A 13,859-nucleotide genomic window follows, 5' to 3' on the forward strand; every position below is an offset into this window, starting at 1 on the left:
ATGACGTTGCGTCAATGCAAGATCAGGCTTTATGTCATCCGCGATGATCGATCGGTCGCGGCCTCGCCTGCGGTTCGTCCTCATGGGAGCGATACCATCGAATATGACCCTGAGTGATCGCCTCGCGTGTGATCGGCGGTCGGCGAACATGAAAAGGTCCCGCGGCCGCCCCCCTCGGCTTCCGCGGGACCTAGTCGGTGTTGTTGCCGCAACGCCCGACTTCAGGGTTCTTCAATGAAGTTCAGGTTAGGCGCCTGTAGTTGGATGAAGCAAGGTGGCGACCGGGGTTCACTCACGTTCCACCACGCTCTTCCGCATTGAGCGCAGAGTTTCCAGTTACCTACTGGTCGTAGAGGAAGCGCTTCCCCTAGGCTTTGCGGATTGTCTGAAGTTCAGTGAAGGATTCACTCATGCAGCCGGGAGTGCCCGAAAGCGCGCGCCTCGCTCGGCGTCTGCGCAGCTTGCGCACCGAGCACTGGCCGGACCTGAAGGTCACCCAGCATCAGATCGCCGAGGCGCTCGGCGGGGAGAACGGTCCCCTGAGCCTGTCGCTGATCTCGTCCTGGGAGTCGCTCCGTAATCCCGCCCTGCCACCGGCGAGCCGGTTGGCCGGATATGCGATGTTCTTCGCCACCCGGCGATCGGTGGAGAGCAGCCCGGCCCGTCTGCTCAGCGAGCACGACCTGAGCGACGACGAACGGCAGGAGCGCGATCGGCTGCACTCCGAGCTGTTCGGCATGCGATTCGTCGACGGCGAGTCCACCGAGCCGGAGCCGGCCGGATCGACGCTGGCCGGCCTGGACCCGGGCGTGGCCGGCAGCGGCACCTGGTTCTTCCCGGATCAACGGCCGATCGTCATCGTCAGCGGGAGCCTGCCGAAGCGGTTCCGGGAGCGGATGCCGTTCACCGACACCAAGGATCCCGACTACGTCCGGTCCTACAGCCTCGCCGACCTCGACGCGCTTCTCGAGGTGCACGGGCACATCCGGGCGGTGAACCCGGCTGCCGAGGTCCGCATCTGCCGCTCCGAGGAGATGGAGGAGGACGACTTCACCTCCCACCTCGTACTGATCGGCGGCGTCGACTGGAACGCGGTGAACCGCGACATCGCCCGGCGCCTCGACCTGCCGGTCCGGCAGCGGGACCGGCCGCACGACGAGGACGCCGGTTGTTTCTCGGCCGGGGCGGGACAGATCTTCGAGCCGCTGCTCGATCCATCGAACGGGATGCTGCTGGAGGACGTCGCGCACTTCTTCCGTGGGAAAAGCCCGTACAACTCTCGACGAACAGTGACATTGTGTAATGGCATGTATGGGCGCGGAACGTACGGTGCGGTCCGCGCGTTGACCGATGCGAAGTTCCGGGATCGAAACGAGAATTTCATCCGGCAACGCTTCCCGGACGTCTCCGCGTTCAGCATCCTGATGCGGGTCCGGATCAACCCGAACGGAACCGTGGTGACGCCCGATTGGACTCAGGATGATGAGCGGCTGCACGAGTGGCCGTCCGTGATCGAGGCATGAGCGGGGTCGGTCACCATAATTCCCACCGCGGCCTGATCCAGGAGCCCGGGCCGGTCGACCGCCGGGCACCCGTCGACGCGATCATCGTCCCCAGCGGCCGGCCGGAGTTCGCGCTCGTCGAGGCGGGACGCCTGGCCGCGCTGCTGGACGCCACGCTGCTGGTGCTCTCCAGCGGATACTCCCGGGCCCGTGCGGTACCGGACCGGCTGGCTCGGCTGTCGACCCTTCAGGTGGTCGCGGTCGACTTCCCGGCGGCCGGGGTGCGGGACATGCCGGTGCTGGAGACGTCGACCGTGCTCGGCCGCTCGCATCTGCAACGCAAGGCCGACACGAGCGCCAAACGCAATCTCGGGCTGGCGCTGGCCCGGATGTCCGGGTGGCGCAATGTGGTCTTCCTCGACGACGACATCGTCGTGCCGGACGCGGCCGACCTGGAACGTGCGGTCGCGCTGCTCGACGTCCACGACGGGGTCGGCCTGCGGCTGGGCGGCTTCCCGGACAACTCGGTGGTCTGCCACGCCAACCGGGAGACCGGCGAGCTGCAGGACACCTTCGTCGGCGGGGGCGCGCTGGCGGTGCCCGCCGACCGGATCGACTCGTTCTTCCCGGAGATCTACAACGAGGACTGGTTCTTCCTGCTCGGTGACACCGCCCTGCGGCCGGTCAGCCAGGTCGGGCACGCGTTGCAGCGCTCCTACGATCCGTTCTCCGACCCGGACCGGGCACGGGGTGAGGAGTTCGGTGACGTGCTGGCCGAGGGGATCTTCGCCCGGCTCGACCAGCACCTGCCGATCGCCGCGGAGACCGGCTACTGGAGTGACTTCCTCAGGGCGCGGCTCGGGCTGATCGAGCGGATCGCGAAGCGGATCGATCCGGCCACACCGAAGGGTGTCGCGATGCTCCGGGCCCTGGACGCGGCGAAGGGCCGGCTGCGGTCGATCCGGCCGGTCGATTGTGTCCGTTACATCGAGGCCTGGCAGAACGACCGCAAGACCTGGCGCGACTTCATCGGTGACCTCGCCCCGAACGTCGGGCTCGACGCGGCGGTGGGCGCCTTCGACCTGTCGAGCTTCACGTCTGCTCCTCGGGGTCGGCGCCGGTCAAAGCCGGAGCGAACAGCGCCACGGCCAGCACTAGCGGCAACAGTGCCGTTATCGCCGTCTCCAGTCCGGCGAAGTGTGCCAGTCGTCCGATGACGAACGGGCCGGCCACGCTGGCGCTGTACCCGACGGCGGTCATCGCCCCCACCGTCGACGGGGCGGCCACGTTGCCGGTCGCGCTCAGGGCGGCCGGGAACACCCAGCAGATGCCCACACCCCAGCCCAGCGCGGTCAGGTGCAGCCAGGACCCGGTGGGACCGGCGACGACCAGGCCGATGCTCAGGGCGGTGACCAGCGCGCCGGTACGGACCAGGCCGACCGCGCCGAAGTGCCGGTGCGGTCGGTCCGCGATCAGCCGGCCGGCCGCCATCGCGGACACGAACAGGGTGTACCAGAGGGCCGCCCCGGCGTGGCTGAGCTGCCGTTCCTGATGCAGGTAGACGGCCAGCCAGTCGCCCGCGGCGCCCTCCACCACGGCGCCGCAGAACAGCAGCGTGCCGATCGCCGCGAGCCGCCGAACCGGGAAGCGGCGGGTGGTGACCGCGGCGTCCGGCGGGCCGGTCTTGGGTTCGCCGAACGCGGAGACCCCGACCCCGCAGAGCACCGCGGTGGCCAGCAGGACCACGGTGAGGTGTGGCAGCAGGCCGATCGACAGGGCCGCGGCGGCCGCGCCCACCCCGGCGGCGGCCATGCTGCCGATGCTCCACCAGCCGTGGCAGCGGCTCATCAGGTGGATCCCGTGGTCCCGTTCCAGGGCGGAGGCCTGCATGTTCATGCCGGCGTCCCAGATGCCGCCGCCGACGCCGATGCTGAGCATCGCTGCGGCCAGTGTCGGCGGTGAGTGCGCCACCGCGATCGTGACCAGCGAGACCATGGTCAGCGCGAACCCGGTGACGACGACCGGTCGGTGACCGAGGCGGGTCACGGCGAACCCGGTGAGCGCCATCGCGGCGAGCGTGCCGATGCCCAGCATGGCCAGGCCGGCGCTCAGCCGTACCACATCGGTGTGGGTTTGCTCGAGAATCGCGGGAAGTCGGGACATCCAGGAGGCCTGCGTCGCACCACTACCGGCGAACACGAGACTGATGGCCCGAGTCGGCCGCACAGGTCACCCCCGCCGATGACTGTAACCGCGAGTATCGCTCCACGTCGATCCGTCAGCGTACGGGAAACAGGCTATCCTCCTAGGATGCTGTAGGCGGTGTGAGTGCGGTCGTATTCTCGATTCGCGCCGCGGTCCACCGTCGCCGGCGCCTGCCTACCGAAAGGCGAATCATGCGGATCACCGTGCTGGGTGCCGGGTCGTGGGGGACCACGGTCGCTTCTGTCCTCACCCGCCGGGATCATGAGTCGCTGATCTGGGCGCGCAATCCGGAGACCGCCGAGGAGATCAACGCCAAGCACGTCAACGAGCGCTACCTGGCCGGCTTCCCGTTGCCGAACCGGCTGCGCGCCACCTCCGACCTCGCCGAAGCCGCCGCGCACGCCGAGCTGCTCGTGGTCGGGGTGCCGACCGGCGCATTCCGCGACACCCTGCAACAGGTTCGGCCCGCGCTGCACCCGTGGATTCCGGTGGTCAGTCTCAGCAAGGGGTTGGAACGCGACTCGCTGCTACGGATGACCGAGGTGATCAAGGAGGTGCTGCCGGGGCATCCGGCGGCCGCGCTCACCGGGCCCAACCTGGCCAAGGAGATCATGGCCGGGATGGCGGCGGCCACCGTCATCGCGACCGAGGACCTGACCGTCGCCAGCGAGATCCAGCGAGTCTTCCGGCGCGGGTTGCTGCGCGTCTACACCAACCACGACGTGATCGGCTGCGAGGTCGGTGGAGCGCTGAAGAACGTCGTCGCCATCGCCACCGGCATCGCGCAGGGGCTGGGGGTCGGCGACAACACCCGGGCCGGGGTGATCTCCCGCGGGCTCGCCGAGCTGACCACCCTCGCCGTCGCGATGGGCGGGGAGCCGAGCACACTGGCCGGGCTGGCCGGGATGGGTGACCTGGTGGCGACGTGCATCAGCCCGCACAGCCGGAACCGGCACGTCGGCGAGCAGTTGGGCCGGGGGCGGACCCTGGAGGAGATCCTGGCCGAGATGGGCCAGGTCGCCGAGGGTGTCAAGACCGTGCACGCGGCGGTTCAGCTGGCCGATCGGCACGGCTTGGCGATGCCCATCACGCGGACGATCCACCGCGTCATCACCGGCGACATCACCGCGGTCCGCGCCTATGACGGGTTGCTGCGCTCGCATCCGGCCGGGCACGAGTCCGAGCCGGGCTGACCTGCGCTGGTTCGAGCTGGGCATAAAGTACGCGGGTGAACCTTCGTGCGCAGATCATCGCCGAGCTCGGCGTCAAATCCTCGATCGACCCCGCTGACGAGATCCGGCAGCGGGTCGGATTCCTGAAGGACTATCTCCGGTCGACGCCGGCCACCGGGTACGTGTTGGGGATCAGTGGTGGCCAGGACAGCACGTTGACCGGGCGGTTGTGTCAGCTGGCGTGCGAGGAGCTGCGGGCGGACGGGGTGGCGGCGACGTTCGTGGCGGTGCGGCTGCCGTACGGGGTGCAGGCGGACGAGGCGGATGCGCAGATCGCGCTGGGTTTCATCCGGCCGGACCGGGTGGTCACGGTGGACGTGAAGCCCGGTGCCGACGCGGCGGCGGCGCAGGCGGCGGCCGGTCTGGGTGAGGCGGGGCTGCGGGACTTCGTCCGGGGCAATGTGAAGGCGCGGGAGCGGATGGTGGCGCAGTACGCCATCGCGGGGCAGCTGAACATGCTGGTCGCCGGGACTGATCATGCGGCTGAGGCGGTGACCGGGTTCTTCACGAAGTTCGGTGACGGCGGGGTGGATGTGACGCCGTTGACCGGGTTGACGAAGCGGCAGGGTGCGGCGCTGTTGCGGGAGCTGGGTGCGCCGTCGAGCAGTTGGGAGAAGGTGCCTACGGCTGATCTGGAGGACGATCGGCCGGCTCTGCCGGATGAGGTGGCGCTGGGTGTGACGTACGCCCAGATCGATGATTTTCTCGAAGGGGCCGAGGTGGCGCCGGAGGTGGCCGCGAAGTTGGAGGCGACGTTCCTGGCGACCCGGCACAAGCGGACGGTTCCGGTGACGCCGCTCGACGGGTGGTGGCGGTAGGTATGTGCGAGCGCGGCCGGACGGTGTCCGGCCGCGCTTCGTTTCGGGCTTCGTTTCGGGTCAGGCCCGGCCGAAGACCTGGGTCCAGTACGCGGTGCCGTCGGCCTTGGTGACCAGGCCGACGCCGATGGCGATGCTCTGGCAGTTGAGGATGTTGGCCCGGTGTCCGGGGCTGTTCATCCAGCCGGTGACGACCTCCTGCGGGGTGCGGTAGCCGTAGGCGATGTTCTCGCCGGAGGGCGCGGTGTAGCCGGCCCGGTTGGCGCGGGTGACGAAGGTGCTGCCGTCCGAGCCGGTGTGGCTGAAGAAGCCGTTGGTGACCATGTCGGTGCTGTGGGCGCGGGCGGCGGTGGTGAGTCGGTCGTCGGTGCGCGCGGCGGTGCAGCCGTTGGCGGTGCGCTGGGCGTTGGTCAGGGTGATGACCTGTGCCTCGTAGGCGGCGGTGCCGGTCGGGGCGCTGGTGGTCGGTGCGGTGGTCGGTGCCTTGGTCACCGGTGCCGTGGTGGGCGCCTTGGTGGTCGGTGCCGTGGTCGGCGCCTTGGTGGGTGCGGTGGTGGGTGCCTTGGTCACCGGGGCGGTGGTCGGGGCCTTGGTGACCGGGGTGGTCGGGGCCTTGGTGACCGGGGTGGTCGGGGCGATCGCGGCGAGGGCGGCGACCGGGTTGATCAGGCCGTTGCCGAAGTCCTTGTCGAAGCCGGGGGTGCCGAGGTCGGTGGCGGTCTTCTCCAGCGTCGTCTCGATCTGGTCCGGGGTGAGCGCCGGGTCGACGCTCTTGAGCAGCGCGGCGACGGCCGCGACGTGCGGCGAGGCCATCGAGGTGCCGCTCATGGTCTTGTAGCCGCCGCGGCTGGTCGGGTAGGTGCTGAGGATGTTGGTGCCCGGGGCGGCGACGTCGGCGTAGGTGCCGGCGGTGGAGTAGGTGGCGATGCGGTCGTTGGCGTCGGTGGCGGCGACGCCGATGACTCCGGTGTCGGCGGCCGGGTAGGAGGTCGGGCTGCCGGAGGTGCGGGAGTTGCCCATCGCGGCGATGACGGTGACGCCCTTGCTGCGGGCGTAGTTGATCGCGTTGGTGACCGCGGTGACCTTCTGTGTCGATCCGAGCGACATGTTGAGGATCTGGGCGCCGTGGTCGGTGGCCCAGATGATGCCCTCGGCGGCGTCGGACATGTTGCCGCTGCCGTTGGCGCCGAGCACCTTGACCGGGAGGATCTTGACGTTCGGGGCCATGCCGGCGACGCCGACGCCGTTGCCGGTGACGGCGGCGATGGTGCCGGCGACGTGGGTGCCGTGGCCGTGGGCGTCGGTGGTGGGTCCGGCGGTGTCGGTGGTGGCGTCGTAGCCGCTGAGGACGTTGGCGGCGAGGTCCGGGTGGCGGGAGTCGACGCCGCTGTCGATGACGGCGACGGTGACGCCGGTGCCTGTCGACTTCTTCCAGGCGTCGTCGGCCTTGAGCTTGGTGAGGCTCCACTGCTGGGCGCGGTTCGGGTCGGTGCCGGTGGGTGCCTCGTAGGCGTACATCGGCGCGTCGACCTCGACGCTGACGGCGTCGTCGGTGTGCTGGGCGTCCTGGACGAGGCGGGCGGCGGACGGCTTGTCGGTGGCCTCCTTGACGGTGACGACCGGGCGGCCGTCGCGCCCGACGGTGGTGGTGACGACGCGGGCCGGTCGGTCGGCCGAGACGGTGGCCGGGAGCAGCTGGTCGGGGGTGGCGGTCAGGCCGTAGGTGACGGGCTCCCAGCCGGCTGAGCCGGTCGGCAGGGCGACGGCGCCGATGGCGGTGAACGCACCGGCCGCGGCGGCGGCGATGACATACCTACGGATCTGAACCTTCAAGATGACGTCCTTCCCCCGAATGACTGACAGGAGCCAGATTGCGGGGGAGGGGTTGTGACTTGAGATATCGGCCGGGTGCGCTCCGGTAGCGGTGGTGCGGGGCGTTAGGGTCGGGGGCGTGTCGGCGCCTGGGGACGTGTCACCGGAGATTCTGGAGCGGTTGCGGTCGATCTGTGGCGGGCTGCCGGAGGTGTATGAGGAGCCGGCGTGGATCGGTGTGCGGTGGCGGATCCGGGCGCGGACGGTGGCGCATGTGTATACGCCGGAGCCGGGTCGGCATCGGGTGTATGCGCATCTGACGGGTCCGGCGACGGTGATGACGTTCCGGGTGCCGCTGGAGGATCTGCACGGTTTGACGGCGGCCGGTTTTCCGTTCTTCCGTGCTGACTGGGGTCGTAATGTGGCCGCGGTGGTGCTGGGGGAACACACCGACTGGACGGAGGTCGCCGAGCTGGTGACCGACTCCTATTGCGAGATGGCTCCGAAGTTCCTGGTCCGGCGGGTGGTGGGGGAGAGGCATGTTCTTTGAGGGTGAGCCGCGGCCGGTGTGGGAGCGGGTGCCGGTCGGGGAGGCGGGTCACGACCTGGGGGAGATCAGCCAGGAGAGTGTGTATCTGGAGGATCTGTACGGCGAGGAGCCGGAGTATCTGTTCGTCCATCGTGGTGACGTGACCGTGGCGGGTCCGCTGGTCGCGGAGGACGACTGGGGTGACGAGATCAGCACGATGTATGTCATCGAGGGTGATCTGACCGTGCACGGTCCGGCGGTGTTCCGGAACATGGACAGCAACACGGCGCTGTATGTGACCGGGTCGGTGCGGGTGCGGGATCTGGCGTGTTCCTGGCACGGGCAGTTGTTCGTCGGCGGGGCGCTGGTGGTCGAGGGTGTGTTGTTCACCCGGTTCGATGATGCGGGGCATCTGGTGGTGCACGGTTCGTTCTCGGCGGGGGTGTGGATCGAGGGCGGTGGGCGTGGCGCGATCTACCTGCCGGAGGTGTCGGGTGCGCGGCTGATCGGTGCGGCCGATGGTCCGTATTTCGGTGCGGGTGCGGTGGTGGAGGGGTTCGCGGACGGTGTGGTCGCCGAGTTCCTCGACGAGGACGGCCGTCCGGTGCGGGATCTGGTGGAGAAGGCGTTGCTGGACGGGCGGTCGCCGGTCCGGGTGGGGTGAGTCAGGCGGATCCGCTGCACAGGGCGGAGGCGTAGCGGCCGTCGGCGGTGGTGCTGGCGATCAGTTTGCCGTCGACGGTGATGGTGCAGGTCAGGGGGCCGGCGTCGCCGCCGCCTTTGCGTTGGGCGTCGAGGATGAGCGGCTTGCGGCTGGATCCGACCGGGAAGGTGGTACGCCACGGTAGGGGAATGCCGTGGCGGCGGATGGTCTGGCCGTCCTGGTCGGTGTAGGCGATGCTGCCGGTGTTCTCGGTGCCGCTGGCGGTGATCTCGTAGACGACCTGCGGGGCCGGGGAGTTGCCGGTGGTGGCTGGTGGGTTGGCCGCCGGGCGTACCGCTGTGGGGGTGTTCGCGGTGGTTTTCTCGGTGGCCGGGGTGGTGGAGTTCGTCGGGCGGGGGCCGGCCGTGTCGCCGTTGTCGTCGGATCCGAACTGGTCGATGGCGAGTGGTGCGGCGGCGAGCACCGCGATCACGGCGAGGACGGTGACGAGCCGTCGGCGTCGGCGGCGGTCGGGGTCCGGTGCCTGGTACCAGTCGGGGTACGGGGCCGTGGCGGTCGGGTCGGGTGTGTCGTTGGTGGCGGAGGTGGGTGCCTCGGCGTTGATGGCCGTGGTGGGTGCCTCGGTCATCCAGGGGTCGGCGGGGGCGGTGCGCCGTACCTCGTCTTGGGTGGAACCGTCGTCATCGAGACTGGTCACGCTGCCGAGGCTAGGTTCCGGGTGCAACGGTCAGGGTGCGGGGCGGGCTTTCTGCGGGTAGATGGTCTCGTGGCGGGCCAGCATGGCGACGAACTCGACGATCTTGCGTTCGCGGGTCTCGGCGCGTTTCACCGAGGTGACCCGGTGGACCAGGGCGAACAGGTTGGTCTTGGTGAGCACGTCGAACATCGCCTGAGCGGCCGGGACGGCGGCGATCGCGGCGGCCAGATCGTCTGGGACGACGGTCTGTGACACGGGGGCGTAGGCGGCCGCCCATCGGCCGTCGGCTTTCGCGGCGTCGACTGCGGCGCGGCCCGCCGGGTACATCAGGCCGGCTGCTTCGAGGCGGGTGACGTGTTCGACGTTGCGTTGGGACCAGGAGCTGCGGGCGCGGCGTGGGGTGTACCGGATCCAGGAGGACTGCTCGTCGCGGCGGCGTGCCTGGCCGTCGATCCAGCCGAAACAGAGTGCCTCGTCGACGGCCTGCTGCCAGGTGAGGGTGGTGACGGTGCCGCCTTTCTTGGTCAGCGCCAGCCACACCCCGTCGGAGGTGGTGTGGTTGTCGGTCAGCCAGGCGCGCAGTGCCGCGGCGTCGGTGACGATCAGTTCGTCGAGTTCGGTCTTACCCATAGCGGGCAGGTTAGCGTCGGTGGGCCCGGCGGTGGGTGGCGATCCATTTCTCGACCTCGATGGTCAGCCAGATCTTGCCTTGGCCGAGGTCGGCGACCGGTGGTGGGAAGTCGGGGCGGGAGGTGAGCTGGTAGGCGCGTTGGCGGGTGACGCCGCCGAGCAGGAGGCGGATCTCGTGGGCGCCCACCAGGAACCGGTTGTCCGTCATGCAGACGACTATAGTCTCCCGTCAGGTGTTCGTGCGACTCCCGGAGGGTTGCTAGGCCGGGACGCGGGAGGTGTTCACGCATTCGGCGACGTCCAGTACCAGCAGCAGCCGGCCTTCGACCTTGTACGCGCCGGTGACCAGTGCGCGGGACGGGCCGGTCAGGGTGGCCGGGGGCTCCTCGAACAGTTGGGCGTCCAGGTAGGCGACCTGCCCGATGCGGTCCACCAGCAGGCTCACCGGCTCGCCGGCGTAGCGCACGATCACGTTCATCACCAGGCCCGACATGTCCCGGCGGGGCAGGCCGAACTGCACGCGCAGGTCGACCGCGGCGATGACCTGGCCGCGCAGGTTGAACAGGCCGCCGACCGCGTTCGGGGCCATCGGTACCGGTGTGTACTCGCTGTACGACAGAACCTCCTGCACGGCGTCCACGTCCACGCCGAAGAACTGACCGGCGACCTCGAAGGTGACGAACTGGCGACTCGACATGCGCGACTCCTGAGATGATGCCCGTCGAGAGACCGGTGGCGACGGATCACCAGGACTATCGGAAGATCGGGTACCCGAGCCAAGGAATCCGGCGGATCATTTCGCGTTTTCGGCATCTCGGTGTCAACCGGGCCGGGTCCGGGTCGGCCGGCTGATCAAACCGGGTAGGTGACCCCGGTCAGCTGCTCGGCCACGGCCCACAGTCGGCGCCCGATCGCGGGGTCGGCGGCGTCGCGGCTGAGCCGGGCGTCGGTGACCGGGCCGCGGGTCTCGCCGAGTCCGGCCGGGCCGAGGAACGTGCCGCCGGTCAGGCCGGGCCGGGTGGCGGCGCGCAACTGGGGTAGCGCCCCCTGTTCGACGGGCTGGGTGACGAGCAGTCCGAGTCGGGCGATGAGCCTGCCGATCCGGCCGCGGTGCTGCCAGGCGCGTGGGGTCAGATTGGTGCGGGTCAGGCCGGGATGGGCCAGCACGGAGATGACGGGGGAGCCTGCGGCGCGCAGCCGGCGGTCCAGTTCGACGCCGAAGACGGTGGTGGCGAGCTTGGAGCGGCCGTAGGCGGTCGACGCGCGGTACCGGTTCTCGAACATCAGGTCGCCGAAGTCCAGGTGGGCGTTGCGGTGGGTGATCGAGCTGAGGCTCACCACCCGGGCCGCCGGGGCCTTGGTCAGGTTGTCCAGGAGCAGGCCGGTGAGGGCGAAGTGGCCGAGCATGTTGGTGGCCAGGTGCAGTTCGTGTCCGTCGGCCGAGGTGTGGCGGGGGCCGAGCAGTACCGTTCCGGCGTTGTTGATCAGCAGGTCGATCGTGGGGTGGTCGGCGGTCAGGCGGTCGGCGAACGTGCGTACCGAATCGAGGTCGGCGAGATCCAGGGCGCGGACCTCGACCGGCGCGCTGATCCGCCCGGCCGCGTCGCGTCCGGCGGCCGTGTTGCGGACCGCGAGGATCACGTGGGCGCCGTGGTGGGCCAGTTCGGTGGCGGTGACCAGGCCGAGGCCCGAGTTGGCGCCGGTCACCACGGCGGTCCGGCCGGTCAGGTCGGGAATGCTGTCCATGTCTGGCTCCTTCGTCATGTCTGCTTCGCCATGTCTGCTTCGCCGGGTGGCGATGTGCCGAGGTCCTGCTTCTCCCCGTGGCGATGGGACGACGGTAGGAGCGGTGGGCGGCGTCTCGGTCGTACCCGGTTGCCTAGGTCCGCGGGACCTACCTTCGGTGGCCGCCGGGGCGGCACACTGGCGAGATGACCCATCCGTACGCCCGTGAGCTGGGTGATTTCCTGCGTGCTCGGCGCAGCCGGCTGCGGCCTGCCGACGTCGGCCTGGAGCCGGGCGGCCGCCGTAAGGTCACCGGGTTGCGGCGCGAGGAGCTGGCGTTGTTGGCCGGTCTGAGCACCGACTACTACCAGCGGATGGAACAGGGCCGGGAGGTACGGCCGTCCGACGACGTGCTGGACGCGATAGCCGCCGCGCTCGGACTCGACGACGACGAGCGCCGGCACCTGTTCACCCTGGCCCGGGCCGCCCGCAGGCCGGTGCCGGTGCGGGTGGACCGTGGTCCGGAGCGGGTGCCGGACGGTACGCGCCGGCTGCTGCGGGTGATGGACACCCCGGCCGTGGTGCTGGGCCGGCATTTGGATCTGTTGGACTGGAACCCGATGGCCGAGGCGCTGCTCGGTGATCCGGCCGGCCTGCCGGTGGACCGGCTGAACATGTTGCTGCTGATGTTCGACGACGACCGTACCGGCGGGCGGACCTGCTCGGACTGGGAGCGGCAGGCGTTGGACTACATCGGCATGATGCGGGCCGCCGTGGCCACTGATCCGGCGCATCCGCGGGCCACCGCGATCGTGGGGGAGTTGAGCATCCGCAGTGCCGAGTTCCGGCGGCTGTGGGCGCGCCATGATGTGCGGGTGCAGGTCAGTGGGCGTAAGACGTTCCGGGTGCCGGAGGTCGGCGACATCGTCCTGGACTGGGACAGCTATCCGCTGCCCGGCAGTCCCGGCCCGGTGATGCTGGTCTGGACGGCGCAGCCGGGTAGTTCCGGGGCGGACCGGCTGCGGTTGCTGGCGTCGTTGCACGCGACCCGGGTCGCACCCCCCAACCGGCTGGTTGATGAGTGACCCGGGTCACAAATGCGGGGTGGTTTGTCCGGGTTTCCGGGCCGCCGCCCCGGGTGAATGACGATTGTCAATAAAGCCGCTTTCTGTGGGGCGGTGAATACACAGTGGACGCGCTAGCCTTCGGCGACTCATTCAGTGGAGACGAAAAGTACGGGGGAAAGCGTGAAAAGACTGAGGAAGTTGTTAGTCGGAATCGTCGCGTCGATGGCGGTCGTGGCATCCGGAGCCCAGCCGGCGAGGGCCGAGTCCGGGCCGTTCATTCCGGCCTGTTTCGAGACCGGCGCGTCGACGTGGGCGCCGTTCCGTTCGGAGGTCGACCTGGCTCTCGGGCGCGGCGAGATCACCAGGTTCCAGGCCGACCGCTACCGGTGCGACCCGCGGATCGCGCAGGCCGACCTGGTCAAGAAGATCGAGGCGGAGCTCGCCGCCAACCCGCCCGCGCTGGTCACCCTGCCCGAGTCGGCGAACTGGTACGAGGTCGACGACGACGACCCGGACCCCGCGGAGGCGAAGGCGGCGTCGGTGTCGGCGGCGGCGAAGCCGAAGAAGCGGTGCGTCTCCGGATATCAGCTGACCCACAAGCTGGGCGGTGGAACGCTGACCGCCATTCAAACGCTGAACTGGTGCTACAACGGCAAGAAGGTGTCCGACTGGTCGGGCGAGTGCCGGGGAACCGTCAGTAAATGGGGTAAGGCGCTGCTGTGGTCGTTCGACGGTTGCAGCCAGAACGATTTCATTCCCTACAAGCTCGGTAAATACAACCCCGGCGGTATTCACCACAAGACGAACATCCGTTTCACCAACAAGCAGTGGCAGGTTCCGGACGTGTCCACGCTGACCGAGCAGTGGGGCCACTACAACGGCACCATCGACCAGATGGTCGACGGGAAGCTGCTGCACAAGTGACCCCCGCCCGCTGAACCGTCCTGCCCCGACGGTTCGGCACCAACCCGCGGCCCG

The 13,859-nt window shown here is 69.4% G+C and carries 14 protein-coding genes and 1 pseudogene; 8 read left to right on the plus strand and 7 right to left on the minus strand.

Translation table 11 applies throughout. From position 1 onward, the window contains the following. Nucleotides 1-410: 410 nt before the first annotated feature. Both Q0Z83_RS08630 and Q0Z83_RS08635 read left to right on the plus strand, forming a co-directional pair. Complete coding sequence (locus Q0Z83_RS08630; RefSeq protein ID WP_317793293.1) at nt 411-1,523, plus strand: XRE family transcriptional regulator; 1,113 nt, start codon at nt 411-413, stop codon at nt 1,521-1,523. Continuing rightward, complete coding sequence (locus tag Q0Z83_RS08635; protein WP_317793294.1) at nt 1,520-2,719, plus strand: hypothetical protein; 1,200 nt, start codon at nt 1,520-1,522, stop codon at nt 2,717-2,719. Before Q0Z83_RS08630 ends, Q0Z83_RS08635 begins: the two co-directional genes overlap by 4 nt. A 16-nt stretch (nt 2,720-2,735) precedes the next feature. Here the strand turns inward: Q0Z83_RS08635 and Q0Z83_RS08640 are convergent. Next, nucleotides 2,736-3,728: pseudogene (locus Q0Z83_RS08640) on the minus strand (MFS transporter); the annotation flags it as partial. A 170-nt stretch (nt 3,729-3,898) separates the two neighbouring features. Here Q0Z83_RS08640 and Q0Z83_RS08645 point away from each other — a divergent pair. Both Q0Z83_RS08645 and nadE read left to right on the plus strand, forming a co-directional pair. Beyond that, nucleotides 3,899-4,900, plus strand: a complete 1,002-nt coding sequence (locus Q0Z83_RS08645; RefSeq protein ID WP_317793295.1) for an NAD(P)H-dependent glycerol-3-phosphate dehydrogenase — start codon at nt 3,899-3,901, stop codon at nt 4,898-4,900. Nucleotides 4,901-4,935: 35 nt separating this feature from the next. Further along, nucleotides 4,936-5,757 carry an ammonia-dependent NAD(+) synthetase gene (nadE, locus tag Q0Z83_RS08650; RefSeq protein WP_317793296.1) on the plus strand — a complete coding sequence of 274 codons (822 nt, stop codon included), beginning with the start codon at nt 4,936-4,938 and terminating at the stop codon, nt 5,755-5,757. 60 nt (nt 5,758-5,817) lie between these two features. On the opposite strand, the gene Q0Z83_RS08655 is transcribed toward nadE, so the two are convergent. Continuing rightward, the gene (locus tag Q0Z83_RS08655) at nt 5,818-7,590 is read right to left on the minus strand and encodes a S8 family serine peptidase (protein ID WP_317793297.1); all 1,773 of its coding nucleotides are present in this window, start codon (nt 7,588-7,590) and stop codon (nt 5,818-5,820) included. A gap of 118 nt (nt 7,591-7,708) precedes the next feature. Here Q0Z83_RS08655 and Q0Z83_RS08660 point away from each other — a divergent pair, with 118 nt between their 5' ends. Next, nucleotides 7,709-8,119, plus strand: coding sequence for an MmcQ/YjbR family DNA-binding protein (locus Q0Z83_RS08660; protein ID WP_317793298.1), 411 nt, complete (start codon nt 7,709-7,711; stop codon nt 8,117-8,119). Continuing rightward, entirely contained in the window at nt 8,109-8,762 is a 654-nt protein-coding gene (locus Q0Z83_RS08665; protein WP_317793299.1) for a hypothetical protein, read from the plus strand. The genes Q0Z83_RS08660 and Q0Z83_RS08665 overlap by 11 nt, the downstream gene beginning before the upstream one ends. Before the next feature lies 1 nt (nt 8,763). Here Q0Z83_RS08665 and Q0Z83_RS08670 read toward each other — a convergent pair whose 3' ends face one another. From Q0Z83_RS08670 to Q0Z83_RS08690, 5 genes are all read right to left on the minus strand, one after another. Then, on the minus strand, nt 8,764-9,459 hold the full coding sequence (locus tag Q0Z83_RS08670) for an MmpS family transport accessory protein (protein ID WP_317793300.1): 696 nt from the start codon (nt 9,457-9,459) through the stop codon (nt 8,764-8,766). A gap of 30 nt (nt 9,460-9,489) precedes the next feature. After that, on the minus strand, nt 9,490-10,089 hold the full coding sequence (locus tag Q0Z83_RS08675) for a YdeI/OmpD-associated family protein (RefSeq protein WP_317793301.1): 600 nt from the start codon (nt 10,087-10,089) through the stop codon (nt 9,490-9,492). 10 nt (nt 10,090-10,099) lie between these two features. Next, complete coding sequence (locus Q0Z83_RS08680; protein WP_317793302.1) at nt 10,100-10,297, minus strand: helix-turn-helix transcriptional regulator; 198 nt, start codon at nt 10,295-10,297, stop codon at nt 10,100-10,102. Between the two features lie 51 nt (nt 10,298-10,348). Beyond that, on the minus strand, nt 10,349-10,786 hold the full coding sequence (locus Q0Z83_RS08685; protein ID WP_317793303.1) for a chemotaxis protein CheW: 438 nt from the start codon (nt 10,784-10,786) through the stop codon (nt 10,349-10,351). A gap of 155 nt (nt 10,787-10,941) precedes the next feature. Continuing rightward, on the minus strand, nt 10,942-11,835 hold the full coding sequence (locus Q0Z83_RS08690) for an oxidoreductase (protein WP_317793304.1): 894 nt from the start codon (nt 11,833-11,835) through the stop codon (nt 10,942-10,944). A gap of 185 nt (nt 11,836-12,020) precedes the next feature. Between Q0Z83_RS08690 and Q0Z83_RS08695 the strand changes: the two genes are divergently transcribed. Together Q0Z83_RS08695 and Q0Z83_RS08700 are read left to right on the plus strand one after the other, a co-directional pair. After that, complete coding sequence (locus Q0Z83_RS08695; protein ID WP_317793305.1) at nt 12,021-12,899, plus strand: helix-turn-helix transcriptional regulator; 879 nt, start codon at nt 12,021-12,023, stop codon at nt 12,897-12,899. A gap of 204 nt (nt 12,900-13,103) precedes the next feature. Continuing rightward, entirely contained in the window at nt 13,104-13,805 is a 702-nt protein-coding gene (locus tag Q0Z83_RS08700) for a hypothetical protein (protein WP_317793306.1), read from the plus strand. Nucleotides 13,806-13,859 lie beyond the last annotated feature (54 nt).

Origin of the sequence: Actinoplanes sichuanensis (assembly GCF_033097365.1) — a bacterium.
In the GTDB taxonomy this organism is placed as follows: Bacteria; Actinomycetota; Actinomycetes; order Mycobacteriales; family Micromonosporaceae; genus Actinoplanes; species Actinoplanes sichuanensis.